A 24,421-nucleotide genomic window follows, 5' to 3' on the forward strand; every position below is an offset into this window, starting at 1 on the left:
ACCTCAAGTCAAGATCCGAGAACTTCAACGCTGCCCCGTGCTACCGACCGCTCAGGCCGGGCGGACCCCCCACTCCGCGCCCCACCGGTCGCCCGGCTCGAGGACGAGCAGGTCCCGGCCGGTGTTGAAGGCGTCGGGCCCGCAGGTCATCGCCTCCACGGCCAGCCCGCGGCGGTGCCGCGGGGAACCGGCCGGGAAGTAGTCCGAGGTGTAGACCTGCCACCAGCCAAAGGCGTCGTCGGCCCAGACCTCGACCGCATGGCCACCGCCGGCGACCTGCACCGTGCTGCCCGAGACGTCGGTGAACGCGGTGTCCAGCCGGCGCCCGCGCAGGGCCGCGCCGGCCCGGAGGTCGTGCCCGCCCTCGGTCACCGGCCGCAGCGCGACCGGCCGCAACCGCTCGTCGGTCTCCAGCCAGGAGGCCGCGGGCAGCGTCAGCTCCAGGTCGTCGACCGTGCAGCCGGGCAGGACGACGTAGGGGTGCACGGCGACCCCGAACGGCGCCGCCGTCCAGCCGGTGTTCTGCACACCGATCCGGCAGTGCAGCCCGTCGGCGGCCACCGACCAGCGGACGGTCAGGTCCAGGGCGAAGGGGTACCCCGGCTGGGGCTCGATCGCGACCCCCAGCTCGACGGCGTCCGCGGTGACCTCGCGCGGGCTCCACGCCGTCCAGGCCACCAGCCCGTGCAGCGCGCAGCCGGTGGGGACCTCGTTGACCGGCAGCTGCAGCTCCTGCCCCGCCCAGCTCCACCGGCCGTCGGGGACGCGGTTGGGCCAGGGTGCGAGCACCAGCCCCTGGTAGGCCTCGGGGACCTCCTGCTCACCGAGCGGGTCGGTGACGTCCACGCCGTCCACGGTGTAGCCGCAGAGGCCGGCGCCCCGGCGGCCGATGACCGCCTCGTGGGCGCCGGAGCGGATGGTCCAGCGGGTCGGGCCGGCCGCCGTCACCGTCTGGCCCGGCCGGCGAGGTAGCGCTGCAGCACGACGACGGCCAGCAGGATCGCGCCGCTGACCAGGTCCTGCCAGTTCGAGTTGAGCGACCCGACCTGGTTGATCACGTTGGCGATGACCTGCAGCAGCAGGACGCCGATCAGGGTGCCCAGCACCGTGCCGGCGCCACCGGCGAGCAGGGTGCCGCCGAGCACCACCGCGGAGATCGCCTGCAGCTCGGTGCCCACGCCGATGATCGGGACGCCGGAGGAGGTGTACGAGGCGATCAGCACGCCGGCGAACCCGGCCAGCAGCCCGCTCGCGGTGTAGGTGACCACCTTGGTGCGGGCCACCGGCAGGCCCATCAGCTCGGCCGCGTCCTCCTGGCCACCGATGGCCAGCACCGTGGGCCCGTAGGACGTGCGGTACAGGACCAGCGCGCCCACGGCGTAGAAGATCGCGACCAGCCAGATCGGGAACCCGATGCCCAGGAAGCTGCCCTGGGCGAGCTCGCGGAAGCCGCTGTCGGCGGGGACCTTGTAGACCGTCGCGCCCTCGTCGCTGATGAACAGCAGCAGCCCGCGGGCGAAGAGCAGGCCGGCCAGCGTGACGATGAACGGCGCGAGCTTGGCGTGCGCGATGATCAGCCCCTGGACCAGGCCGATCGCCCCGCAGACGGCCAGCGGCACCAGGACGGCGGCGAGCGTGCCGTACTGCGAGGCCCATGCGGCCAGCACGCCGCCGAGGGCGAACACCGAGCCGACCGAGAGGTCGATCCCGCCGGTGAAGATGACGAAGGTCATCCCCAGCGCGATGACCGCCAGGAACGAGGCCTGCAGCGCGATCGACCGGACGTTGGGCCCGGTGGCGAACGAGTCGAACTGGAAGCTGGCGATCGCGCAGAGCAGCACCAGGACGACCAGCGCGCCCTGCTGCTGGATCCGCTGCACGACCTGGAGCCGGCGGGTGGAGGCCGACGTCCCAGCGGCCTGGGGCGTCGTGTCGACGGTGCTCATGCTCGCGACCTCCGCCGCATCCGGGTGCCGACGGTGGCGTAGACGGCCAGGACGACGATGACCGCCTGGACCATCTGGGCCACCGAGTCGGTGATGTTGTGGGCGACCAGGGTGAAGGTGATCAGCTGCATCAGCAGGGCGCCGGCCACCGTGCCCAGCACGCGCACCTGGCCACCGGTCAGCGGCGTGCCGCCGACGACGACCGCGGTGATCGCGGTCAGCTCGACCAGCTGGCCCAGCCGCGTCGGGTCGCTGGCCTGGTTGCGGGCCACCAGCAGCACGCCGGCGAGCGCGGCCAGCAGCGCGGAGAGCACGTAGACCGTGGTGAGCACCCGGGTGACCGGGAGGCCGGCGAGCGCCGCGGCCCGCGCGTTGCCACCGATCGCGACGAGCTGACGGCCGAAGGTGGTGCGGGTCATCAGCAGCGCCACCGCGATGACCACGACGATCGCGATGAGCACGACCCACGGGATGCCGAGCAGCTTGCCGCTGCCCAGCTCGCGGAACCCGGGGTCGCGGATGCTCTTGATCTGGCCGCCCATGATGTTCGCCAGGCCGCGGCCGCCGACCATGACCGCCAGCGTGGCGATGATCGGCTGGACGCCGATCCGGCTGATCACCGAACCGGACAGCGCACCGGCCAGCATGCCCGCGATCAGGCCCGCCGCGATGGCGCCCAGGGTGCCGTAGCCGATGTAGAGCGGGATGACCGCGGCGGTCAGCGCCATCACCGCGCCCACCGACAGGTCGATGCCGCCGGTGCCGATGACCATCGCCATACCCAGGCTCACCACGATGATCGGGGCGACCTGCACGAGCTGCAGCCGGAGCGACCCGGTGCTGGCGAAGTGCGGGGTGATGACCAGGTTGACCAGGACGAGGACGACGAGGCCCACGTAGACGCCGTTGCGCCGGAACCAGGCGCCGTCCAGGCGGCTCCGGCGGTCCGGGGCCTCCTCCGCCGGCGGCGGGGTCGCCGGCTCGATCGCGGTCGCCGTGTGCTCAGCCACGGTCGCTCCTTCCTGCGCCGGCAGCGGTGCCGGTGTCCGAGGGGGTGCCGCCGGCGAGGGCGGTGAGGAGGTGCGCGGAGGTCAGCTGGTCGCCGGAGAGCTGCCCGGAGACCGCGCCGTCGTGCAGGACCACGATGCGGTCGCTGCCCTCGACCAGCTCGTCCATCTCGCTGGACACCAGCACGACGGCCAGGCCCTGCTCGGCGAGCTCGTCGATGAGGCCCTGGACCTCGCGCTTGGCGCCCACGTCGATGCCGCGGGTGGGCTCGTCGAGCAGGAAGACCTTGGGCTCGGTGGCCAGCCAGCGGGCGATGAGCACCTTCTGCTGGTTGCCGCCGGACAGCTCGCGGACCTTCTGCCGCGGGCTGGAGGCCTTGATCTTCAGGCGGCGCATGAAGACCTCGACCAGCGCGTCGACCTTCGAGTCGGAGATGATCCCGGCCCGGGACAGCCGCGGCATGACCGCCAGCGCGATGTTGTCCCGCACCGACAGGTCCGGGATGATCCCCTCCGCCTTGCGGTCCTCCGACAGCAGCGCGATGCCGGCCTCCAGCGAGCGGCTGACCGACCCCGCCTTCACCCGCTGCCCGCCGATCTCGATGTCGGCCGCGGTCGTGTGCAGGTCGCCGTAGATCGCCTTCAGCGTCTCGCTGCGGCCGGAGCCCAGCAGGCCACCGAGGCCGACCACCTCACCCGGCCGCGCGGTGAGGGCGACGTCGCGCAGCCGGTTGGGCACCCGGACCCCGGACACCGACAGCAGCGGCGTCGTGCCGTGCACGTGCGAGTCGCCGAAGTCGGTGGTGCCACCGGCGCGGACGTCGCTGGCCTCCCGCCCGAGCATGAGCGAGACCAGGCCGACCCGGTCCAGCGCCGCCATCGGGCCGGTGTGCACCACGCGGCCGTCGCGCAGCACGGTGACCGTGTCGCACAGCGCCCACAGCTCCTCCATGCGGTGCGAGACGAAGAGCAGACCGACGCCCGAGGCGGCCAGCGTGCGGGCGACGCCGAACAGCGTCTCGACCTCGCGCACCTCCAGCGAGGACGTCGGCTCGTCCATGATCACCACGCGCGCGTCGATGGAGACGGCGCGGGCGAGGGCCACCATCTGCTGGACGCCCAGGCCCAGCGAGCCGAGCTTCGCCCGGACGTCGACCTCGATGCCCAGGCGCTGCACCAGCTCGGCGGCCTGCTGGTTCAGCCCGCGGGTGTCGACCAGGCCGCGGCGGCGCGGCTCCCGGCCCAGGTAGATGTTCTGCGCCACGGTCAGCAGCGGGACCAGGTTGATCTCCTGGTAGACCGTGGAGATCCCGGCGTCCTGCGCGTCGGCGGGCCGGGTGAAGGCCACCGGCCGGCCGCGGAAGCGGACCTCGCCGGCGTCGGCGGGGTGCACGCCGGTGAGGACCTTGATCAGGGTCGACTTCCCGGCCCCGTTCTCGCCCACCAGGGCGTGGATGGACCCACGCTCGAGGGTGAGGTCGACCCCGCGCAGCGCGTGCACGCCGCTGAAGGACTTCTCCACGCCCCGGACGGTGAGCAGGGGCCCGGCGTCGTCCTCGGTCAGGCCGGGGGCACGGCTGTGGGCAGCGGTCGGCTCGGCCACCACGACTCCTCGTCGAGTTGTGCGGAGGCGCCCCCGGCCCGGGTCGGGGCCGGGGGCGCCGGTTGAGATGAGCGTCAGCGACGGCTCAGAACGCGTTGGCCAGCTCGGACTCGGCGTTCTCGGGGGTGTACTCGTCGTCGGCGATGATGATGTCCTCGGGGATGGCCTCCCCGTTCATGAAGTCGCTGAGCGTGGAGAACGCCAGCGGCCCGAACCGCGGGTTGGACTCGATGACGGCGTTGTACTGGCCGTCGACGATGGCCTGCACCGCGTTGCGGGTGCCGTCGATCGAGACGATCTTGACGTCGGTGCCCGGCTGCTTGCCGGCGCTCAGCACGGCCTGCATCGCGCCGAGCCCCATCTCGTCGTTCTCGGCGTAGATGGCGTCGATCTCGGGGTTGGACTGGAGCAGCTGCTCGGCCACCGACTGGCCCTTGGACCGGTCGAAGTCACCGGTCTGCGAGGCGACGATCTTGATGTCCGGGTACTCCGCCTTGACCTGGTCCTCGAAGCCGGAGGTGCGCAGGTCGGTGACGTTGTTGCCCGAGGAGCCCAGCAGGACGGCGACGTTCGCCTTGCCGCCGGTGGCCTCGTTCATCGCGTCGGCCGCCCGCTTGCCCTGGTCCTCGAAGTCCGAGCCGATGAAGGCCAGGTAGTCCGAACAGGAGGCGTTGGTGACCTTGCGGTCGATGGTCAGCACCGGCACGCCCTTGGCCTTGGCCGCGGCCAGCGCCGGGTCGAGCCCGTCGGAGTTCACCGGCGCGACGATGAGCACCTGGGCGCCCTGGTTGAGCATGTCCTGGATGTCGGAGATCTGCTTGGTCAGCTGGGCGTTGGCGTTGGTGACCAGCAGCTGGCCGACGCCGACCTTCGCCGCCTCGTCCTTGATCGACTGGGTCTCGGCGGCGCGGAAGGCCGCGGTGTCCGGCTCGGACTGGGAGAACCCGACGATGGCGCCCTTGAGGTCGACCTTCTTCATGCCGTAGCTGTCGAGGGTGCAGCCCTCGCCGGCCGCCGCGGTGTTCTCGACGGTCTGCTGCGCGGCCCCGGAGCCGGCGGCCGCCGACCCGGCCGAGCTCTCGCTCTCGCCGCTGTTGGCGCAACCGCTGAGCACGAGGGCTGCTGTGGCGCCGGCGACGAGGATGCTGGACGGCCGCAGCGCGGACCGCCGGTGGATGGTGGTGCTGGTCATGTGTGTGCGCTCCCTGTGAGGCCTCGTTGCCTGGTGCGGGCCGGACCTCCCGCCGGACCAGATCGAACATGAACGGACACAGTCGCGCAACGTAGGTCACATCACGGTCTGGTGACGACGCGTCGAGACCCCCTCGCCAGGACGCCGGTCGTGCTGCTCAGGCCGGTGGGGCGGGTACCTCGGCGATGGCCAGCCGGCCGACCCGGGAGGCCAGTTCCCGGCGGGCGGTCTCGGGCAGACCCGAGTCGGTGACCAGCACGTCTACCTCGCTGAGGGTGGCGATGCTGCTCAACCCGACGATCCGCCACTTGGACGAGTCGGCGACGACCACCACCTGGCGGGCGGCGGCCACCAGCGCCCGGTCGGTGTCGCTCTCCACGAGGTTCGGGGTGGTCAGCCCGGCGTGCTCGTCCATGCCGTGCACCCCGAGGAACAGCCAGTCGACGTGCAGCCCGCGTAGGGCGCCGACGGCGACCGGGCCGACGAGGGCGTCCGACGGGGTGGGCACACCGCCGGTGAGCACCACGGTCAGGTCGCGCCGGGCGCTCTCGTGCAGCAGCCGGGCCACCGGCAGCGAGTTCGTGACCACGGTCAGGTCGGCCACCCCGAGCAGCGCCTCGGCGACGGCGTAGGTGGTGGTGCCGGCGGACAGCGCCACCGAGTCGCCGGGCTCGACCAGGCCGGCGGCGACCTGGGCGATGGCCGCCTTCTCGCGCAGCGCCATGGCCGACTTGGCCAGGAAGCCGGGCTCGTCGGCGCTCCTGCCGTCCACGGCCGTGGCACCCCCGTGCACCCGGGCGACCAGCCCCCGGCCGGCGAGGGTGGCGATGTCCCGCCGCACCGTCATCTCCGAGACGTTGAGCAGGGTCACGAGGTCGGAGACCCGGGCACCGCCGTGCACCCGGACCGCCTCGAGGATCCGCTCCTGTCGTTGTCGCGCGAGCACCCCGGCCGCCTCCGTCGTTGGATGTGGCGCCTCGCCGGGTGGAGTCCGGGCGCCGCGCTCGCGGCAGGCACCCGGCGTCCTGCCGGCGGCTCCGGCGGCGAGAGTAGTGGCTGATCGGCTCCTGGTGGACGTGATCACCCGGCCGGGGTGGGTGCGGCTGCCTGCGGGCGCACCCACCCCGGGGGGCAGGATGGCGGTCATGGGCCAGGTCGTCGCCACCGCTGAACGCGTCGTACGAGCACCCGCGGACGTCGTCCGCGACGCGCTCGCCGACTACGTCACCACCCGTCCCGCCGTGCTGCCCGAGCAGTACAGCGAGTACCGGGTCGACGACGGTGGCCGGGGCGCGGGCACCCGCGTGCACTGGCGGCTGCAGGCCACGTCGAAGCGGGTCCGCGAGCAGGACGTCGTCGTCACCGCCGGCCCCGACGGCGCGCTGGTGGAGAGCGACGCGAACTCCAGCATGGTCACCACCTGGACCGTCACCCCGGCCGACGCCGGGGCCAGCACGGTCCGGGCGCGGACGACCTGGAACGGGGCCGGCGGCATCGGCGGGTTCTTCGAGCGCGCCTTCGCGCCCAAGGGCCTGGCCCGCATCCACCAGGCGCTGCTGGAGCGGCTGGAGCACACCGTCACCACCGGCTGAGCCCGGCGGTCCGGCCCTCGTCGGACGGTGGCCCTCGGAGGCGCGCGAGGAGACCGCAGCGACGCGCGAGGGGAAGCGTGCGTGCGAGCTCCCCCCTCACGCATCCCCGATGCCACGCTGCGCCCATGCCGGACGACAGGTACCGCCTCCCGGAGGACGAGTTCTACGCCAGCGCCCAGGTGCCGCTGGACGAGCAGGTCGAGGTGCAGTCCGAGCCGGTTCCCCCGCCCGCCGACTGGCGAACCGACCCGATGCCCTGGCTCGACAGCGGCTCCGGCGACGTGGACGGCGACTGACCGAGCCACGGCGAGGAGCGGCGTGAGCAGGGCGGACGCGGTCGTCTCTGGCCTCCGGTCACCGTCATCACGGCAGCAGACCGCTGTGGACAGCGCCCAGGTCCCGCCGGGCAGCATCTGCGGAGGGGGAATCTCCACTCGCAGCGAGACGAGGCCCGGCCTGTGGACGACGCCGTCCGGTGTGGACGACGGTCGGCAGGACCCCGTCTCCGCGCGCTGGACTCCTCGTCCACTCACCGGAGGAGGAGCCCCATGGAGACCGACCCCGCGCGCACCGCCGAGACCGACCTGGTCGCGCTGTCCGACGCACTCACCCGCCCGCGGCCCGCCGAGTGCCTGTTCTGCTTCGCCGATCGCATGCTCGACGAGTTCGGCTGCGACGGCACGCTGCGCTGGGTCCGCCGCTGGCGTGACCTGCGGCTGCCCCGGGCGACCGGGCTGGAGCGCCGGCTCGGCCGCAGCGGTGGGTTCTGCGACTGCGAGGTCTTCCTGAACGGGTGGACCGTCCGGGACGACCTCCTGGTGCGCGACGAGGACGGTGAGACCGACTGGCCGCCGCAGCGGCCGGCGTGCCCCGGCGTCGGGTCCCGGTCCTCCCAGCCCTGCGCGACCTGGGAGCCGCGCCGGCGGGGCCGGTGGTGACGGGGCCGGTGGTGACGGGCACGGGCGCAACGGTCGCCGGGCAGGGACGATGGGCCGGTGACCGCAGCACCCGCGACCGTGGAGGGCGTCCCCGCGCTCGCCGACCTGCTCGCCGACGGCGGTGCGCTGGTCCTCTCCGGCGCCGGCCTGTCCACCGACTCCGGCATCCCCGACTACCGGGGCGCGACCGGCTCGCTGCGCCGGCACACCCCGATGACCTGGCAGACCTTCACCCGCGACCCGCGCGGCCGGCACCGGTACTGGGCGCGCAGCTTCGTCGGCTGGCGGCAGATCGGCGAGGCCCGCCCGAACGCCGGCCACCGGGCGGTCGCGGCGCTGCAGGCCGCCGGGGCGGTAGGCGCGGTGATCACCCAGAACGTCGACGGGCTGCACCAGGCCGCCGGTGCGCGGGAGGTCGTCGAGCTGCACGGCGGGCTGGACCGCACCGTCTGCCTGGGTTGCGGCGACGTCGCCGACCGGGCGGCGCTCGACGTCCGGCTGCGGGCGGCCAACCCCGGCTTCCGGCCGGAGCCCACCGACGAGGTCAACCCGGACGGCGACGTGGAGCTCCCCGAGGAGGCTCTCGACGGGTTCGTGATGGTCGACTGCCTGGCCTGTGGCGGCGGGCCGCTCAAGCCCGACGTCGTCTTCTTCGGCGAGACCGTCCCGCGGGACCGCGTCGACCACTGCTTCGGCCTGGTCGACCGGGCCCGGTCGCTGCTGGTGCTGGGCTCGTCGTTGACGGTGATGAGCGGCTACCGGTTCGTCATCCACGCCGCCAAGCGGGGCATCCCGGTGGCGATCGTCAACTCCGGGCCCACCCGCGGTGACGCCAAGGCCGACCTGAAGGTCGACGCACCGCTGGGCGCGGTGCTGCCGGAGCTGGCCCGCCGGGTGGGCTGACCGGTGGCCCGGGAGGTCGAGCACACCGACGACGGCCGCTGGATCGTCGTCGACGGGCGGCGCTGGCGGACCGCCGACCCCGCGCTGCCCGCCGAGGTCCGCAGCCGGCTGCTGCACCACCTCGGCGTGGCCCGCTCCGCCGTGCGCACCTCCCGTGGCGACGACGCCGCGGTCGCCGCCGCGCGCGCCCGGGTGCAGCTGGCCAAGACCGGTCTCGGCGAGCGCGGCCCGGCCTGGTGGGACCAGGACGACGACGAGCGCCGGGCCCGCTGGGAGGCGGCCCTGCGGGAACTAGACCCCTGACCCAGACTGGGTCGCGATGCAGACGTTCCTCCCGGTCGCCGACTTCACCGAGTCCGCCCGGCTCCTGGACAACCCCCGGCTCGGCAAGCAGCGCGTGGAGTGCCTGCAGGTGCTCCGCGCCCTCGAGCTCCCCGACTACGGCTGGGCCAACCACCCGGTGGTGACGATGTGGCGCGGCCACACCGCCGGCCTCGTCGTCTACTCCCTGGCCATGGTGCGGGTCTGGCGGGAGCGCGGCTTCGCCGACACCACCGAGACCCTCATCGCCGAGTTCGCCCCGGACGCGGCGGGGATGACCCAGGCCGAGGCGGCCGCCGCGGGGCTGCTGCCCAGCTGGGTCGGCGACGAGGAGCTGCACCTCTCGCACCGCTCCAACCTGCTGGCCAAGGACGCGGACTTCTACCGGTCGCAGTTCCCCGCCGACCCCGACGACCTGCCCTACAAGTGGCCGGGTGCCGACGACGTCCCCCCGGCCGCCCCGCCGGAGGGCGTGCCGGTGTGGGTGGTGCGGCCGCGGGCGCACACCGAGCTGGGCGCCGCCCTGGCCACCGGGATCGTCGGGCTGGGCACCCAGGCCGGCGTCGACGTCGACGCCACCGGGCTGACGGAGGTCGAGCTGCGGGCGCTGTCCAAGGAGCTCACCGGGAAGCGCCCGGCCAAGGACCTGCGGCAGCTGTCGGCGTTCCTGGACGAGGTGGCGCCCGGCGACCTGGTCGGCCTGCCGGTCGAGCGCGGCGCGGGCCTGCTGCTCGGCGAGGTGGTGGGGGACTACTCCTTCGCCGGCCGCGAGCTGCTGCCGCACCGCCGCCCGGCCCGGTTCGCCTCGGTGGTGCCCCGCTCGGCGGCCCGGCCGCCGGCCACGCTGCAGGACCCGCGGGCGCTGTTCCGGGTCACCCTCGACCCGGACGCGGTGCCCGCAGCCCTGCGCTGACCTCCTCGACCGCCGACCGCAGCTGGGAACCGGCGGCCGGGAGGTCACCGGGCACCCGCACGGCGTGCACGAACCACCACGAGGCCGCGTGCAGCGCCCGCAACCAGCTGAACGGAGCCAGCTCCTCGTCGCTCGGCCGGCCCGGCACCGCGTCCAGAGCCGCCCGCCCGTCCAGCCGGCTCGTCCTGCGCAGGCAGGCCAGGTCCCAGCCGAGCGGCCCGCGACAGGAGTCCTCCAGGTCGGTCCACACCCAGCCCTGCCGGGTGCCCAGCAGGTTGCCCGGGTGGGTGTCGCCGTGCAGGTGGCCGGCGAGGCCGGTCAGCCGGGGCCGCAGCTCCTCGACCAGCTCGCCCACCCGGGCCACCAGGTCCGGCGCCGCGCCGAGGCGCACGCCGCGGTCGCCGAAGACGGCGAGGTCGTCCAGCGGGGTGTCCAGCGGTGCGCCGTCCCAGCCCGGCCGGACGTCGGCGAGCGCGGCCTGCAGCTCGACCAGCGCGGCGGCGGCGGCCACCGGGCCGGGACGGTCGGGCAGCACCTCGACGTACCGCCAGAACGACAGGGTCAGACCGGCGTGCCGGTGCGGGCCGGGAGGCAGCAGGTCCGACGGCGGGACGACCGGTGCACCGGCCGCGGCCAGCGCCCCCGCCAGGGCGACCTCCCGGGCGAACGGCCGGTCGATCACCGGCCGCAGCAGCGGGGTCAGCGTCGCGACCCGCGCCACGACCGGCGCCGGCCGCAGGTGCACGACCACGTTGACCCCGTCGTGCAGGACGACCGGGTCGGCGCAGCGGAGCCCGGAGGCGCGGGCGACGGCCACCGCGGCGGCCACCGCCCGGCCGACGCGGTCGGTCACGCCCCGGGCAGCGGCACGTTCTGCAGGCGCACCTGGCCGCGCGCGACGAGCTTGCCGTCCTCCCGGGCCAGGGTGACCAGCCAGAGCTGCAGCGTCTTCCCCTGCTGGACCGGTTCGGCGACGACGTCCAGCCGGCCGGCGGTCATCGGCCGGAGGAAGTCGGTCTGGTTGGACACCCCGACCGAGAACTGGCCGCGCTCGGCCACCGCGGTGCTGGCACCGATGCTGGCCGCGGACTCCACGACCGTGCAGTACACGCCGCCGTGCACCACGCCCCAGGGGGTGTGGTGGTCCGGTCCGACGTCGATCGAGCCGGCGACCCGGGTACCGGTGACCTCGGTGAGCTGCAGGCCGGTCGCCGCGACGAACGCGCTGGCGGCCGTCAGGTCCGGGCTCACGCCGCGTCCCACACGAGGCAGAAGGGGTGCCCGACCGGGTCGGCGTAGACCCGGAAGTCCCCGCCTCCGCCGGGCAGCCGGCGGGCGCCCAGCTCGAGCACCTGGGGCTCGGCGACGTCGACGTCGGCGACCCGGATGTCGAGGTGGAACTGCTGCGGCCGGCTGGGGTCCGGCCAGTCCGGGGGCTGCAGGTCCGGGGCCTCCTGGAAGGCGAGCCGGTAGCCGGCGCCGGTGGCCACGACCCAGTCGTCGCCCGGCGCGCCCTTGACCTCCATGCCCAGCAGCCCGGCGTAGAACGTCGCCAGGGCGTGCGGGTCGGGGGCGTCGATGACCACGGAGTGCAGCTGACCGATCATGGCCGCCATCCTCTCCCGGCCCCGGCGCCGCCGACCAGCGGGAACCCGGCCGCCGCGCGCAGGGGTCCGGCCAGCGAGCCGGTCGGCCGGTGCCGCAGGATCAGGTCATGACCGCTGTACAGCTCGGCTCGCTGACCTGGCTGCCCGCCGCCGACCACCCGGAGCTGCTCGGGGAGCCGGTCGCCGCAGCGCTGCCCGGGCTGCCCGGCCCGGCCTGGGTCGCCGCCATCGACGAGGAGGCCGCTGACACCGCGGCGTTCACCGACACCTACGGCGTGCCGCTGACCGCCTCGGCGAACTGCGTCGTGGTCGCCGCCCGGCGGGCGGGGGAGACCACCCTCGCCGCCTGCCTGGTGCTGGCCACCACCCGCGCGGACGTCAACGGGCTGGTGCGGCGGCACCTGGGCGCCCGCAAGGCGTCCTTCGCACCCCAGGACGTCGCGGTCGCCGGGTCCGGGATGGCCTACGGCGGGATCACCCCGATCGGCCTGCCGGCGTCGTGGCCGGTGCTCGTGGACGCCGCGGTCGCGGCCGCCGAGCTGCTGGTCGTCGGCTCGGGCACCCGCGGCAGCAAGCTCGCGGTGCCCGGGTCGGTGCTGGCCGCGCTGCCCGGCGCGGAGGTCCTCGAGGGGCTGGGTCAGCCGGTCGGCTGAAGAGCCCGGTCAGGCCTCGCGCGGGGCGTGGCAGAGATGCCGCGAGGACGATCGCGTCCGGCGGCGGCCGTCAGCTCCGCTCCGGTTCGTGGACGCGCTTAGGCTCGTGAGCGTGTCTGCACCCGAGCAGCCCGCGGCCGAACCGCGGGGAACCGTGCCGAGCCCGGCACCCGAGCGCGCGCCCGACGACAGCGACGTCGGCTGGGGCGAGCGGCCGGCCGACCCGGACGACGACGACCGCCGCTACTTGGAGGACCGCCCCCCGCACTGGTGACGGACCGGCCCGCCGGCCCGAACAGCCGCTGTGGCCCCTGCGCAGGGGCCCGCGCCGAGCCTGCGAGGCGTCGGGGCGGAGGGGTCCTTTCTCAGACCGGGCGGGGGAACTCGCCGGTGTGGGCGTGCCGGCCAGCTTCCTCGTCGGTCGTCGGCGGCAGGCCCTGCTGGGCCCGCAGCAGGTCGCGGATCTCGGCCAGCAGCTCCAGCTGGGTGGGCGCGGCAGGACCGGCCTCCTCGCCGCGCCGGCGCCGCTCGGCGACGATCTTCAGCGGCAGCACGACCACGAAGTAGATGACCGCCGCGGTCAGCACGAACGTGATGAGCTGGTTGACGAAGTCGCCCCAGGCGAACACCTGGCCGTCGACGACGGTGCTGCCGCCGGTCACGCCGCCACCGCCCACCAGGCCGATCAGCGGCTGCAGGAACGACTCGGTGAACGAGCTGACGACCGCGGTGAACGCGGCCCCGATGACCACGGCGACGGCCAGCTCGACGACGTTCCCGCGGAGCAGGAAGTCCTTGAACCCGCGGATGACGTTCGTCAGCACCTGCGCACCCCTCGGTCGGAGGGGCGACGGCTGGCCCCATGATCACGGCCGGCCGAGCGTAACGGTGAGCGTGCCGCCCGCCCCGGCGGCCGCCAGCAGGCGGGCCGTGTCCGGCGGGACGGCGAGCACGAGCAGGCCGCTGTCGGTGCCCGACCCCACCCCCGCACCGGGCTCGGCGGCCGCCGGCGCGCTGAGCACCAGGGCGCCCTGCGCGACGAGCTCGACGGCCGGGGCGGCACCGAGCTCACCGTCGCCGGTGGTGCCGAGCACGTCGACCCGGTCGCCGGCGCGCAGCAGGGTGGCCACCGCCAGGTCGGCCAGCCGGACGGGGGCGGCCACCTCGCCGGCCGGCACCTGCGACCACAGCCCCGGACCGACGAGCCGGACGTCGGTCACGGCCTCACCGGCCCGCACCGGGGAGGCGAGCACCCGGCCGGTGAGCTCGGCGGGGTCGGCCACCGACCCGGCCGGCGCCCGCTCGACCGGCACGGCCACCGCGGTCAGGTCGCCGGCGGCGAGCACCGTGCCGGGCGCCAGGTCGGCCGCGGCGGTGACGACCGGCGTCGTCGCGGGTGCGGCTGCGGGTGCCGGGGGCGGACGCAGCGCCAGCGCCAGCGCCAGGCAGGCGAGGCACCCGGCGGTCACCTGCCGGAGCAGGCGCACGGGGGAGCGGGGACGGCGGAGGCGGGGCACCCCTCGATGCTGGGCGCCGGCGCGGTCGGCCGGGCGGGTCAGCGCCCGGCTGTGGACCGGGTGCCCGGTTGTGGACGGCCGGCAGCGGGCCGGCGTCCGTCGTGCTGGGTCAGTCAGCGGCCTTGCTGGCGCTGCCCTTCGAGGCCGCGGGAGCGGCGGAGGAGGTCGAGGAGGAGCTGCTGGAGGAGTCCTTGCTCCCGCCGGAGGACTCCTTGCTGCTGCTCCCGTTGGACTCCTTGGCCGCCGCCGGGGTGCTGGCGCTCTCGGCCTTGCGGCTGTCGGTGCGGTAGAAGCCCGAGCCCTTGAAGACGACGCCGACCGAGCCGTAGACCTTGCGCACCGGGGAACCGCACTCCGGGCAGGTGGTCACCGCGGCGTCGGTGAACGACTGCACGACCTCGAACTCGTGCTTGCCCTCGGGGTTGGTGCAGACGTACTGGTAGGTGGGCACAGTGCTGCGAACTCCTCGTCGGTGACCGGGCCGGGCTGGCACTCACCCCCGGCGACTGCCAATGATGCGCCGTCCGGCGGCCCGACGTCCACGGGGCAGCGGGTGTCGCTGCCGCACGCGTGACCAGGGTCTCGCGGACGGGGGTTCCCGACGGGGGCCGACCGGCTCAGCGGACCTGGTTGATCCGCACCAGGTTGCCGGCCGGGTCGCGGAAGGCGCAGTCCCGGATGCCGTAGGGCTGCTCGATCGGCTCCTGGACGACCTCCGCACCGCGTGACTGCAGCGCCTCGAAGGCGCCGTCGAGGTCCCGGGTGGCCAGCACGATGATCCCGTAGGTGCCCTTGGCCATCATCTCGGTGATCGTCCGGCGCTCGTCGTCGGTGATGCCGGGGTCGGCGCCCGGCGGGAACAGCACGATGGCCGGGCCGTCGCCGGCGGGGGCGACGGTGATCCAGCGCATCCGGCCGGACCCGACGTCGTTGCGGACCTCGAAGCCGAGCACGTCCCGGTAGAAGGCCAGTGAGGCCTCCGCGTCCTCGTGCGGGAGGAAGGTCGAGTGGAGGGCGATGCCCGGGCTGGTGTCCATGGCCGTCACGCTAGGGGTGGGCCGGTGACCTGCGCTTCTCTGTTCCTGACCGGTCGGGTGACCTGTTTGGCCACGCAGGAGGGCATCCCCGCCGTCGCGTGCGCCGCTCGTCGGTAGCTGCTGGGCGGCACGCCGACGAGCTCGGTGAACCGGGTGCTGAAGGTGCCCAGCGACGAGCAGCCGACCGCGAGGCAGATCTCGGTCACGCTCAGGTCGCCCATCCGCAGCAGCGCCATCGCCCGCTCGATGCGGCGGGTCATCAGGTAGGCGTAGGGCGACTCGCCGTAGGCCCGCCGGAACTCGCGGCTGAAGTGCCCGGCCGACATGTGCGCGCCGCGGGCGAGCGCCTCGACGTCCAGCGGCTGCGCGTACTCCCGGTCGATCCGGTCGCGGACCCGGCGCAGCAGGGCCAGGTCGCGCAGGCGCTGGGGGTCCACGACGGGGTCCGGCGTCGGGGGAGGGGTCGGCACGTCCGCATCCTCCCGAGCCGGACCCGGCTCGTCCACGCCCTCCGGCGTGCGGACGACGCGCTCACGCCCCCACGTAGCCGGCCAGGTGCTCGCCGGTGAGGGTGGAGCGGGCGGCGACCAGGTCGGCGGGCGTGCCCTCGAAGACCACCCGGCCGCCGTCCCGGCCGGCGCCGGGCCCCAGGTCGATGATCCAGTCGGCGTGCGCCATGACCGCCTGGTGGTGCTCGATGACGACCACCGACTTGCCGGAGTCGACGAGCCGGTCGAGCAGGCCCAGCAGGTTCTCCACGTCGGCGAGGTGCAGGCCGGTCGTCGGCTCGTCGAGCACGTAGACGCCGCCCTTCTCGGCCATCCGGGTGGCCAGCTTGAGCCGCTGCCGCTCGCCGCCGGACAGCGTGGTGAGCGGCTGGCCCAGCGTGAGGTAGCCGAGCCCGACGTCGGCCAGCCGGTCCAGCACGGCGGAGGCGGCCGGCGTGCGCGCGTCCCCGGCGCCGAAGAACCCGGCGGCCTCGGTGACCGGCATGGCCAGCACCTCGGCGATGTCCCGGCCGCCGAGCCGGTACTCCAGCACCGCGGCCTGGAAACGGCGTCCCTCGCACTCCTCGCAGGGGGACTCCACCGTGGCCATCACCCCGAGCTCGGTGTAGATGACGCCGGCGCCGTTGCAGGTCGGGCAGGCGCCCTCGGAGTTGGAGCTGAACAGCGCCGGCTTGACGCCGTTCGCCTTGGCGAAGGCCTTGCGGATCGGGTCGAGCAGCCCGGTGTAGGTGGCCGGGTTGCTCCGCCGCGAGCCGCGGATCGCGCCCTGGTCGACCACCACCACGCCGTCCCGGGAGGCGATGGAGCCGTGCACCAGGGAGCTCTTCCCCGACCCGGCCACGCCGGTGAGCACCACCAGCACACCGAGCGGGACGTCGACGTCGACGTCCCGGAGGTTGTGGGTGTCCGCCCCGCGCACCTCGAGGACGCCGGTGGAGCTGCGCACCTCGGGCTTCAGCGACACCCGCTGGTCGAGGTGCCGGCCGGTCAGCGTGCCGCTGGCCCGCAGCCCGTCGACGGTGCCCTCGTACACGATCTCGCCACCGCCGGCGCCCGCGCCGGGGCCGAGGTCGACGACGTGGTCGGCGATCGCGATCGTCTCGGGCTTGTGCTCGACGACGAGCACGGTGTTGCCCTTGTCCCGCAGCAGCAGGAGCAGGTCGTTCATCCGCTCGATGTCGTGCGGGTGCAGGCCGATGGTCGGCTCGTCGAAGACGTAGGTCACGTCGGTCAGCGAGGACCCCAGGTGGCGGATCATCTTGGTCCGCTGCGCCTCGCCGCCCGACAGCGTCCCGGCCGGCCGGTCGAGGGACAGGTAGCCCAGCCCGATCTCGGTGAACGAGTCGAGCAGGTGCCGCAGCCCCTTGAGCAGCGGCGCGACAGACGGCTCGTCCAGGCCGCGGACCCAGCCGGCGAGGTCGCTGATCTGCATCGCGCAGACGTCGGCGATGCTCTCGCCCTGGATCGTCGAGGAGCGGGCCTCCGGGGTGAGCCGGGTGCCGTCGCACTCCGGGCAGGTCTGGAAGGTGATCGCGCGCTCGACGAAGGCGCGGATGTGCGGCTGCATCGCGTCGACGTCCTTGGAGAGCATCGACTTCTGGATCTTCGGGATGACGCCCTCGAAGGTGAGGTTGATGCCCTCGACCTTGATCTTCGTCGGCTCCTTGTAGAGCAGGTCGTGCAGCTCCTTCTTCGTGTACCGGCCGATCGGCTTGTCCATGTCGAACCCGGCGCCGGCGAAGATCCGGCCGTACCAGCCGTCCATGCTGTAGCCGGGGACCGTCAGCGCACCCTCGGCCAGCGACTTCTGGTCGTCGTACAGCGCGGTGAGGTCGAAGTCGGAGACCGAGCCCATGCCCTCGCAGCGCGGGCACATGCCGCCCAGGTAGACGACGTCCTTGACCACCGCCTTCTCGACCCGGCCGCCGGCCTTCTCGGTGCTCATCACCCCGCTCGCCTTCCGCGTCGGGACGTTGAACGAGAACGCCGTGGGCGGGCCGATGTGCGGCGTGCCGAGCCGGCTGAACAGGATGCGCAGCATCGCGTGGGCGTCGGTGGCGGTGCCGACGGTCGAGCGCGGGTTCGCGCCCATCCGCTCCTGGTCGACGATGATCGCCGTGGTCAGGCCCGCGAGCAGGTCGACCTCGGGCCGGGCCAGCGTCGGCATGAAGCCCTGGACGAACGCGCTGTAGGTCTCGTTGATCAGCCGCTGGGACTCCGCGGCGATCGTGTCGAACACCAGCGAGCTCTTGCCCGAGCCGGAGACGCCGGTGAACACCGTCAGCCGGCGCTTGGGGATCTCGACGCTGACGTCCTTGAGGTTGTTCACCCGCGCGCCGAGCACCCGGATCAGGTCGTGGCTGTCGGCCCCGTGCACCCCGGCGGCCTGCTGGTCGGTCCTGGTGGCCGTGCTCATCGGGCTCTCCTCCTGGTGGGCGTCCGGTTGTCGAGGTGTCCCTCGACCGGTGGACGTACGGCGACGATGGCTGTCTACCGGATGGGGGTGACGAAGCGGGCGGATAACGTCGGCCCGTGGACACGCCGTGGCTCGACGACCAGCAGCAGCGCACCTGGCGTGCGTGGCTGGCGGTGACCGAGCTGCTGCCCCGGACCCTGGACGCGCAGCTGCAGCGGGACGCCGGGCTCACCCACGCGGCCTACGTGGTGCTCGCCATGCTGTCCGAGGCACCGGACCGCAGCCGCCGGATGAGCGACCTGGCCCGGACGGCGAACCAGTCGCAGAGCCGGCTCTCGCACACCGTGGCCCGGCTGGAGGAGCGCGGCTGGGTGCGCCGGGAGCGGGCGACCGAGGACCGGCGGGGGAACGTCGCCGTCCTGACCGACGAGGGCTGGGACGTCGTGCAGCGGGTCGCCCCCGGGCACGTGGCCGCGGTGCGCGACGGCCTGTTCGCCGCGCTCACCCCGGAGCAGACCGACGCGCTGGAGCAGGCGCTCGGCGCGGTCCTGGAGCGGCTGGACCCCGACCACACCCTTCGGGTGCCCGGCGTCGGCTGACCTCCGGGAAGCCCGCCCGCCGGGACGGCGTTGGCGTCGGTGATGTCCGAGACCCCGCTGCCCCTGTCCGTCCTCGAGCTGTCCACGGTCGGGACCGGTCAGTCGACCGCCGACGCGCTGGCCGCCACGGTGCGCGTCGCGCAGACCGCCGACCGGCTGGGCTACCGGCGGATCTGGGTCGCCGAACACCACAACATGCCGGCCGTGGCGAGCACCAACCCGCCGGTGCTCATCGCGCACCTCGCGGCGGTGACCGAGCGGATCGCGGTCGGCTCGGGCGGGGTCATGCTGCCCAACCACGCCCCCCTGGTGGTCGCCGAGCAGTTCGCGCTGCTCGAGGCGCTGCACCCGGGGCGGATCGACCTCGGCATCGGCCGGGCGCCGGGCACCGACCAGCACACCGCGCTCGCGCTGCGCCGGGACCCGCGGGCGCTGTCCGCCGAGGACTTCCCGACCAACCTGCTGGACCTGCTCGGGCTGTTCGGCGACGAGCGGGTGGAGGGCGGCTTGGCCGAGCGGTTCCGCGCCACCCCGGCCGCGGTCACCGCACCGCGGGTGGTGCTGCTGGGCTCCAGCGGGTTCTCCGCGCAGCTGGCCGGTCAGCTCGGCCTGCCGTTCACCTTCGCCCACCACTTCGGCAGCCCGAACACCGTCGCGGCGCTCGACCTGTACCGCGAGACGTTCACGCCCTCCGCCGTCCTCGACCGGCCGTACGCGGTCGTCACCGCCAACACGCTGGTGGCCGACTCCGACGAGGAGGCCCGCCGGCTCGCGCTGCCCGGCCAGCTGATGCGGTTGTCCATCCGCACCAACCGGCTGCGGCCGGTGCCCAGCCTCGAGGAGGCCGTCGCCGACCCCGAGCGCGCGGCCGCCGAGGCGATGCCGAGCAACGCGGTGGTCGGCGGCCCGGCGACCGCGGTCGCCGCTCTGCGGCAGCTGGCCGCGGACACCGGCGCCGACGAGCTGATGGTCACCGCCTCGACGCACGGGGTCGCCGAGCGGCTGCACAGCCTCGAGCTGCTGGCCCGGGCCTGGGGCCTCCCGCCCGAGCGCGCTGCCGCGTGAGCTAGGACGCCCGCAGGACGGCGGCCTTGAGGCTGGTGAGGCCGGCACCCAGGGCGCCGCGCAGCGTGGAGCTGGTCCGCTGCTGCTCGCCCTGCTGGGCCGCCAGCACGATGAGCGCCCCGGTCAGCGCCGGGTTCACCCACTGCAGCGGCTTCTGGCCGCGCTGCGCCGCCGCGACGTCCGGCGGGGTGGCCGCGCCCGGCTCGGTCGCGGTCGCGCTGGGCACCGGCGCCTGGGCGCCGATCCTGGCCCCGAGCACCCCGCTGGCCACCGAGGTGCCGATGGCAGCGACGGTCAGCGCGCTCTTGAGCGCGGTGTTCGCCGTCGCGCCGGGGTCGGTGGCCACCCGGCCGCGGTCGGCGCGCAGCATGCCGACCGAGCCGACCAGGTGCGCGGCCATGGCCGCGCCCTGCACCGGCCACCACGCCGCCCAGCCGATCGAGGACAGTCGGGTGCGCTCGGTGCTGTCGTGGGCGGCGGCCGCGGCCTTGTTCAGCCCGACGGCGCCCATCAGGTTGCCGCCGAACCAGGTGGCCAGGCCGAGGTCGTGCATCGAGCGGAGGACGGTGTGCGTGTCGTGGGACATCGGGTCTCCTCGCGGTGCCCGGCCCGCGGGCCGGGACGGTGACCGGACGGGCTCACCGGTCGCCCGACGACCGTGCCCGCTCCCTGGGCGCAGCAACCCCGTCGTGCGCCACCGGCTCGCCGTCCCGGGTCAGCGGCCGGCGTGGCCCAGGTGCCGCCAGCGGCGGGCCCGGCTGCGCCGGCGCTCGACGTCGTCACGGCCGAGCAGCCCGGCCAGCTCCTCGGCGAGCACCCGGCCCAGCCGCATGCAGAACTCGACCGGCTCGTCGGCCGCGTCCGGCCGCTCGGGCACGACCCGGTCGACGATGCCGGCGCGCCACAGGTCGGTGGCCCGCACGCCCTGCGAGGCCGCCATCTCCCCGGCCCGGTCGACGGTGCGGTGCACGATCGCCGAGGCGCCCTCCGGCGGCAGTGGGCCCAGCCACCCGTTGGCCGTCGCCAGCACCCGGTCGGCGGGCACCAGTGCCAGCGCGCCGCCGCCGGTGCCCTGGCCCAGCAGCACGGCCAGCGTCGGCGCCTCGAGCATGACCAGGTCCTGCAGGCAGCGGGCGATCTCGCCGGCCAGCCCGCCCTCCTCGGCCGCCACCGACAGCGCGGCGCCGGGGGTGTCGATCAGGGTGAGCAGCGGCAGCCGCAGCTCGGCGGCCAGCCGCATGCCCCGGCGGGCCTCGCGCAGCGCGCCGGGGCCCAGCGGCGCCGACAGCGACTGCCCGCGCCGGTCCTGGCCGAGCAGCACGCACGGCGCCCCGCCGAACCGGGCCAGGGCGAGCAGCAGACCCGGGTCGGACTCGCCGGCGCCGGTGCCGTTGAGGGTGACGACGTCGGTCGCCGCGGTGCGCAGCAGCTGCCGCACCCCGGGCCGGTCCGGACGCCGGGAGGCGGTGACGACCTCCCACGCGGTGCGGCCGTCCTCCGGGTCGTCGGCGTCGGTGCCGTCGCCCGCGACCGGGCCCTCCACGGCCGCCTCGCGGTGCCAGGTCTCCCGGGCGGCCAGCACCCGCAGCGCCTTGTCGGCGACGTCGGCGATCTCGTCCGGGGGAACGACGCCGTCGATGAGCCCGCGCGAGGCGAGGTTCTCCGAGGTCTGCACGCCGGGCGGGAACGGCGCTCCGTACAGCGCCTCGTAGACCCGCGGGCCGAGGAACCCGATGGCGGCGCCGGGCTCGGCGATCGTCACGTGACCCAGCGACCCCCACGACGCCAGCACCCCGCCGAACGTCGGGCCGCGCAGGTAGACGAGGTAGGGCAGCCCCGCCTCCTTGTGCCGGGCGATCGCGGCGGTGATGCCGACCATCTGCAGGAACGCCACGGTGCCCTCCTGCATCCGGGTGCCCCCGGACACCGGCGAGGCCAGCAGCGGCAGGCCCTCGGCGGTGGCCCGCTCGACCGCCGCCATCAGCCGCTCGGCGGTGGCGACCCCGATCGAGCCGGCGAGGAAGCCGAACTCCCCGGCGACGACGGCGACCGGCCGGCCGCGCAACGTGCCCGCGCCGGTGACCACCGCCTCGTCCTGCTGCGTCCTCTCCGCGGCCCGGGCCAGGTCGCGGGCGTAGTCGTCGTCCACCTCGCGCGGGGGCACGGGGGTGTCCCACGACCGCCAGGACCCCGGGTCGAGCACCAGGTCCCGCAGGCCGCGGGCGTCCAGCCGGTCGGTCACGTGGCGTGCCCGTCCTCGACGTCGTCGCCCTCGGGCTGCGGCACGCCGTCCGGCTCAGCGCCCGACAGCCAGGCCCGGATCGCCTCGCCGTCGGCGCCGAGCACCGGCGGCGGGGTGTGGTCCCGGCGGGTGGTCTCCTGCTCGCCGTCCGCACCCGCGGCGAAGAACCGCAGCGGCGGGCCGGGGAGGGTCAGCGGCCCGGCGGTGGGGTGCTCGACGCTGATCTTCAGGCCCTGCGACTCGACCTGGTCCCAGGTGTAGACCTCGTCGAGGGTGCGCACCTTGCCGGCCGGGACGCCGGCGGCCGCCAGCCGGGCCAGCAGCTCGGGGGCCTCGATGTCGGCGAACACGCCCTCGAGCAGCGCGATGACCTCCTCGCGCCGGGCGACCCGCTCGCCGTTGGTGGCGAAGCCGGGTGCGTCGGCATCCAGCCCGAACTCGGTGCACAGCCGGCGCCACAGGCCCTCGCTGCCGCAGGACAGCTGCACGCTGCCGCCGGCGCAGTGGAACAGGCCGTAGGGCGAGATCGACGGGTGGTGGTTGCCCTGCCCGCGGGGGACCTTGCCGCCCACCGTGTGGGCCGTCCCCTGGTAGGCGTGCACGCCGACGACGGCGGCCAGCAGCGAGGTGCGCACCACCTGGCCGCGACCGGTCCGCTCCCGCTCGAGCAGCGCGGCCAGCACGCCGTAGGCGCCGTACATGCCGGCGAGCAGGTCGCTGATCGGGACGCCGACCTTCTGCGGGTCCTCGGGCCCGGACCCGGTCATCGACATCAGCCCGGCCTCGCCCTGGGCGATCTGGTCGTAGCCGGCGCGGCCACCCTCGGGGCCGTCGTGGCCGAAGCCGCTGATCGCCAGGGTGACCAGCCGCGGGTTGAGCTCGGCGAGGACGTCGGTGCCGAAGCCGAGCTTGGCCAGCGTGCCGGGGCGGAAGTTCTCCAGCAGCACGTCGGCGCGGCGCACCAGCTCGGTGAGCACGGCCTTGTCCGCGGCGTCCTTGAGGTCGAGGGCGATCGACTCCTTGTTGCGGTTGGCGGAGAAGAAGTAGGTGGACTCCCGCCCGCCGTCCGGGGTGTCGACGAACGGCGGGCCCCAGCCGCGGCTGTCGTCCCCGCCGCCGGGGGTCTCCACCTTGACCACCCGGGCACCGAGGTCGCCGAGCATCATGCCGGCGTGCGGGCCGGCCAGGGCGCGGGTGAGGTCGACGACGAGGACGCCGTCCAGGGGGCCACTCACGGTTGCAGGGTCCTTCCAGCAAGACGACGGAGACGTCTGTCAGCCTCTCAGAGGCCCGCGCCGCCCGTCCCGTCAGCTGCCACCAGCCGGCAGACGGGGCGGCGGGTGTGTGCAGCGTCGCCGTCCCGCTCACCAGGTCGGGGGAGTCGCCGGTGGCGGCGGGCTGGTTACGCTGCCCGCCATGTCGAGCCCGTCCACCCCGAGCCAGCGCACGGCCACCAAGGCCGTCATCCCCGTTGCCGGGATGGGGACCCGCTTCCTCCCCGCCACCAAGGCGGTGCCCAAGGAGCTGCTGCCGGTCGTCGACCGGCCGGCGCTGCAGTACATCGTGGAGGAGGCGGCGCGCGCCGGCCTGCCCGAGGTGCTCATGGTCACCGGCCGCAACAAGGGCAGCATCGAGGACTTCTTCGACCGCACCCCGGAGCTCGAGACGGCGCTGGAGGCCAAGGGCGACCAGTCGCGGCTGGACGCGGTGCACGCCTCCACCGACGTCGCCCAGGTGCACTTCGTCCGCCAGGGCGAGGCCAAGGGGCTGGGCCACGCGGTGCTGCAGGCCGCCGCGTTCGTGGGCGACGAGCCGTTCGCGGTGCTCCTCGGCGACGACATCATCGACGCCCGCGACCTGCTGCTGGAGCAGATGCTCGCCGTCCAGGCCGAGCACGGCGGTGCGGTCGTGGCGCTGCTCGACGTGGGTGCGGAGAACATCTCCAAGTACGGCGCGGTCGCCGTCGAGGAGGCCAAGGTCTCCGGCGACGCCGCCGGTGACGAGGTCTTCCGGATCACCGGCATGGTCGAGAAGCCCCCGGCCGACGAAGCCCCCAGCTCGCTGGCGATCATCGGCCGCTACGTGCTCCCCCCGGAGGTCTTCGCCGCGATCCGGGAGACCCCGCCCGGCCGCGGCGGGGAGATCCAGCTGACCGACGCCATGCTCAAGCTGGTCGACGACGGCGTGCCCGTGCACGGCGTCGTCTTCTCCGGTCGCCGCTACGACACCGGCGACAAGCTCGACTACCTCAAGGCCGTCGTCCAGCTCGCCGTCGAGCGGGAGGACCTGGGCCCCGCGTTCGCCCCCTGGTTGCGTGACTTCGTCGCGGACCTGCCCGTCGAGGGCGCGTCGCCGGCCTGA

The 24,421-nt window shown here is 74.6% G+C and carries 29 protein-coding genes; 11 read left to right on the forward strand and 18 right to left on the reverse strand.

Annotated features, from left to right (window positions below):
- Positions 1 to 51: 51 nt before the first annotated feature.
- From MODMU_RS04350 to MODMU_RS04375, 6 genes are all read right to left on the reverse strand, one after another.
- Complete coding sequence (locus tag MODMU_RS04350) at positions 52 to 948, reverse strand: aldose 1-epimerase family protein (protein WP_014738961.1); 897 nt, start codon at positions 946 to 948, stop codon at positions 52 to 54.
- The gene (locus tag MODMU_RS04355) at positions 945 to 1,946 is read right to left on the reverse strand and encodes an ABC transporter permease (RefSeq protein ID WP_014738962.1); all 1,002 of its coding nucleotides are present in this window, start codon (positions 1,944 to 1,946) and stop codon (positions 945 to 947) included. Before MODMU_RS04355 ends, MODMU_RS04350 begins: the two co-directional genes overlap by 4 nt.
- Positions 1,943 to 2,956 carry an ABC transporter permease gene (locus MODMU_RS04360; RefSeq protein ID WP_014738963.1) on the reverse strand — a complete coding sequence of 338 codons (1,014 nt, stop codon included), beginning with the start codon at positions 2,954 to 2,956 and terminating at the stop codon, positions 1,943 to 1,945. The genes MODMU_RS04355 and MODMU_RS04360 overlap by 4 nt, the downstream gene beginning before the upstream one ends.
- A complete protein-coding gene (locus MODMU_RS04365; RefSeq protein ID WP_231851764.1) occupies positions 2,949 to 4,556 on the reverse strand; it encodes a sugar ABC transporter ATP-binding protein in 1,608 nt (535 codons plus the stop codon). The genes MODMU_RS04360 and MODMU_RS04365 overlap by 8 nt, the downstream gene beginning before the upstream one ends.
- An 85-nt stretch (positions 4,557 to 4,641) precedes the next feature.
- Entirely contained in the window at positions 4,642 to 5,748 is a 1,107-nt protein-coding gene (locus MODMU_RS04370; RefSeq protein WP_014738965.1) for an ABC transporter substrate-binding protein, read from the reverse strand.
- Between the two features lie 157 nt (positions 5,749 to 5,905).
- The gene (locus MODMU_RS04375) at positions 5,906 to 6,694 is read right to left on the reverse strand and encodes a DeoR/GlpR family DNA-binding transcription regulator (protein WP_014738966.1); all 789 of its coding nucleotides are present in this window, start codon (positions 6,692 to 6,694) and stop codon (positions 5,906 to 5,908) included.
- 199 nt (positions 6,695 to 6,893) lie between these two features.
- Here MODMU_RS04375 and MODMU_RS04380 point away from each other — a divergent pair, with 199 nt between their 5' ends.
- The 6 genes from MODMU_RS04380 to MODMU_RS04400 all read left to right on the forward strand — a co-directional run bounded on the left by MODMU_RS04380 (position 6,894) and on the right by MODMU_RS04400 (position 10,415).
- Positions 6,894 to 7,340 carry an SRPBCC family protein gene (locus MODMU_RS04380; protein ID WP_014738967.1) on the forward strand — a complete coding sequence of 149 codons (447 nt, stop codon included), beginning with the start codon at positions 6,894 to 6,896 and terminating at the stop codon, positions 7,338 to 7,340.
- 125 nt (positions 7,341 to 7,465) lie between these two features.
- Positions 7,466 to 7,636, forward strand: a complete 171-nt coding sequence (locus tag MODMU_RS28335) for a hypothetical protein (protein ID WP_014738968.1) — start codon at positions 7,466 to 7,468, stop codon at positions 7,634 to 7,636.
- Positions 7,637 to 7,888: 252 nt separating this feature from the next.
- Positions 7,889 to 8,278 (forward strand): DUF2695 domain-containing protein, encoded by a 390-nt coding sequence (locus MODMU_RS04385; protein ID WP_014738969.1) that lies wholly within the window; start codon positions 7,889 to 7,891, stop codon positions 8,276 to 8,278.
- A 57-nt stretch (positions 8,279 to 8,335) separates the two neighbouring features.
- Positions 8,336 to 9,181 carry an NAD-dependent protein deacetylase gene (locus MODMU_RS04390; RefSeq protein ID WP_014738970.1) on the forward strand — a complete coding sequence of 282 codons (846 nt, stop codon included), beginning with the start codon at positions 8,336 to 8,338 and terminating at the stop codon, positions 9,179 to 9,181.
- A 3-nt stretch (positions 9,182 to 9,184) separates the two neighbouring features.
- Positions 9,185 to 9,484 (forward strand): hypothetical protein, encoded by a 300-nt coding sequence (locus MODMU_RS04395; RefSeq protein WP_014738971.1) that lies wholly within the window; start codon positions 9,185 to 9,187, stop codon positions 9,482 to 9,484.
- Between the two features lie 16 nt (positions 9,485 to 9,500).
- On the forward strand, positions 9,501 to 10,415 hold the full coding sequence (locus MODMU_RS04400) for an MSMEG_6728 family protein (RefSeq protein ID WP_014738972.1): 915 nt from the start codon (positions 9,501 to 9,503) through the stop codon (positions 10,413 to 10,415).
- Here MODMU_RS04400 and MODMU_RS04405 read toward each other — a convergent pair.
- From MODMU_RS04405 to MODMU_RS04415, 3 genes are read right to left on the reverse strand one after another with little or no spacing between them, the layout of a single operon-like run.
- Positions 10,375 to 11,268 carry a phosphotransferase family protein gene (locus tag MODMU_RS04405; RefSeq protein ID WP_014738973.1) on the reverse strand — a complete coding sequence of 298 codons (894 nt, stop codon included), beginning with the start codon at positions 11,266 to 11,268 and terminating at the stop codon, positions 10,375 to 10,377. The two genes, MODMU_RS04400 and MODMU_RS04405, sit on opposite strands and share 41 nt — an antisense overlap.
- Positions 11,265 to 11,666, reverse strand: a complete 402-nt coding sequence (locus tag MODMU_RS04410) for a PaaI family thioesterase (RefSeq protein WP_014738974.1) — start codon at positions 11,664 to 11,666, stop codon at positions 11,265 to 11,267. The genes MODMU_RS04405 and MODMU_RS04410 overlap by 4 nt, the downstream gene beginning before the upstream one ends.
- Positions 11,663 to 12,022, reverse strand: coding sequence for a VOC family protein (locus tag MODMU_RS04415; protein ID WP_014738975.1), 360 nt, complete (start codon positions 12,020 to 12,022; stop codon positions 11,663 to 11,665). Before MODMU_RS04415 ends, MODMU_RS04410 begins: the two co-directional genes overlap by 4 nt.
- Before the next feature lie 107 nt (positions 12,023 to 12,129).
- Here MODMU_RS04415 and MODMU_RS04420 point away from each other — a divergent pair, with 107 nt between their 5' ends.
- Together MODMU_RS04420 and MODMU_RS28340 are read left to right on the forward strand one after the other, a co-directional pair.
- Positions 12,130 to 12,675: a YbaK/EbsC family protein gene (locus tag MODMU_RS04420; protein WP_041794949.1), complete on the forward strand. Its 546-nt coding sequence runs from the start codon at positions 12,130 to 12,132 to the stop codon at positions 12,673 to 12,675.
- Positions 12,676 to 12,787: 112 nt separating this feature from the next.
- On the forward strand, positions 12,788 to 12,949 hold the full coding sequence (locus MODMU_RS28340; protein ID WP_166503395.1) for a hypothetical protein: 162 nt from the start codon (positions 12,788 to 12,790) through the stop codon (positions 12,947 to 12,949).
- A gap of 91 nt (positions 12,950 to 13,040) precedes the next feature.
- On the opposite strand, the gene mscL is transcribed toward MODMU_RS28340, so the two are convergent.
- The 6 genes from mscL to MODMU_RS04450 form a co-directional block, all read right to left on the reverse strand.
- Positions 13,041 to 13,499, reverse strand: coding sequence for a large conductance mechanosensitive channel protein MscL (gene mscL, locus MODMU_RS04425; RefSeq protein WP_014738976.1), 459 nt, complete (start codon positions 13,497 to 13,499; stop codon positions 13,041 to 13,043).
- A gap of 42 nt (positions 13,500 to 13,541) precedes the next feature.
- A complete protein-coding gene (cpaB, locus tag MODMU_RS04430) occupies positions 13,542 to 14,192 on the reverse strand; it encodes a Flp pilus assembly protein CpaB (RefSeq protein WP_041794950.1) in 651 nt (216 codons plus the stop codon).
- Between the two features lie 109 nt (positions 14,193 to 14,301).
- Positions 14,302 to 14,643, reverse strand: a complete 342-nt coding sequence (locus MODMU_RS04435; RefSeq protein ID WP_014738979.1) for an FmdB family zinc ribbon protein — start codon at positions 14,641 to 14,643, stop codon at positions 14,302 to 14,304.
- Between the two features lie 166 nt (positions 14,644 to 14,809).
- Complete coding sequence (locus MODMU_RS04440; RefSeq protein ID WP_014738980.1) at positions 14,810 to 15,229, reverse strand: VOC family protein; 420 nt, start codon at positions 15,227 to 15,229, stop codon at positions 14,810 to 14,812.
- 5 nt (positions 15,230 to 15,234) lie between these two features.
- Positions 15,235 to 15,699, reverse strand: a complete 465-nt coding sequence (locus MODMU_RS04445) for a helix-turn-helix transcriptional regulator (RefSeq protein ID WP_231851765.1) — start codon at positions 15,697 to 15,699, stop codon at positions 15,235 to 15,237.
- A 61-nt stretch (positions 15,700 to 15,760) separates the two neighbouring features.
- On the reverse strand, positions 15,761 to 18,154 hold the full coding sequence (locus MODMU_RS04450; RefSeq protein ID WP_014738982.1) for an ATP-binding cassette domain-containing protein: 2,394 nt from the start codon (positions 18,152 to 18,154) through the stop codon (positions 15,761 to 15,763).
- Positions 18,155 to 18,270: 116 nt separating this feature from the next.
- Here MODMU_RS04450 and MODMU_RS04455 point away from each other — a divergent pair, with 116 nt between their 5' ends.
- Complete coding sequence (locus MODMU_RS04455; RefSeq protein WP_014738983.1) at positions 18,271 to 18,753, forward strand: MarR family winged helix-turn-helix transcriptional regulator; 483 nt, start codon at positions 18,271 to 18,273, stop codon at positions 18,751 to 18,753.
- A 42-nt stretch (positions 18,754 to 18,795) separates the two neighbouring features.
- Positions 18,796 to 19,818 (forward strand): LLM class flavin-dependent oxidoreductase, encoded by a 1,023-nt coding sequence (locus tag MODMU_RS04460; protein ID WP_014738984.1) that lies wholly within the window; start codon positions 18,796 to 18,798, stop codon positions 19,816 to 19,818.
- 1 nt (position 19,819) lies between these two features.
- Here the strand turns inward: MODMU_RS04460 and MODMU_RS04465 are convergent, their stop codons facing one another.
- From MODMU_RS04465 to MODMU_RS04475, 3 genes are all read right to left on the reverse strand, one after another.
- Positions 19,820 to 20,404, reverse strand: a complete 585-nt coding sequence (locus tag MODMU_RS04465) for a hypothetical protein (RefSeq protein WP_014738985.1) — start codon at positions 20,402 to 20,404, stop codon at positions 19,820 to 19,822.
- Positions 20,405 to 20,533: 129 nt separating this feature from the next.
- Complete coding sequence (locus MODMU_RS04470) at positions 20,534 to 22,060, reverse strand: carboxyl transferase domain-containing protein (RefSeq protein ID WP_014738986.1); 1,527 nt, start codon at positions 22,058 to 22,060, stop codon at positions 20,534 to 20,536.
- Positions 22,057 to 23,295: a CaiB/BaiF CoA transferase family protein gene (locus MODMU_RS04475; RefSeq protein ID WP_014738987.1), complete on the reverse strand. Its 1,239-nt coding sequence runs from the start codon at positions 23,293 to 23,295 to the stop codon at positions 22,057 to 22,059. The genes MODMU_RS04470 and MODMU_RS04475 overlap by 4 nt, the downstream gene beginning before the upstream one ends.
- Before the next feature lie 181 nt (positions 23,296 to 23,476).
- On the opposite strand from MODMU_RS04475, the gene MODMU_RS04480 reads away from it, so the two are divergent.
- Complete coding sequence (locus MODMU_RS04480; RefSeq protein ID WP_014738988.1) at positions 23,477 to 24,421, forward strand: UTP--glucose-1-phosphate uridylyltransferase; 945 nt, start codon at positions 23,477 to 23,479, stop codon at positions 24,419 to 24,421.

This window comes from Modestobacter italicus, assembly GCF_000306785.1.
Lineage (GTDB): Bacteria > Actinomycetota > Actinomycetes > Mycobacteriales > Geodermatophilaceae > Modestobacter > Modestobacter italicus.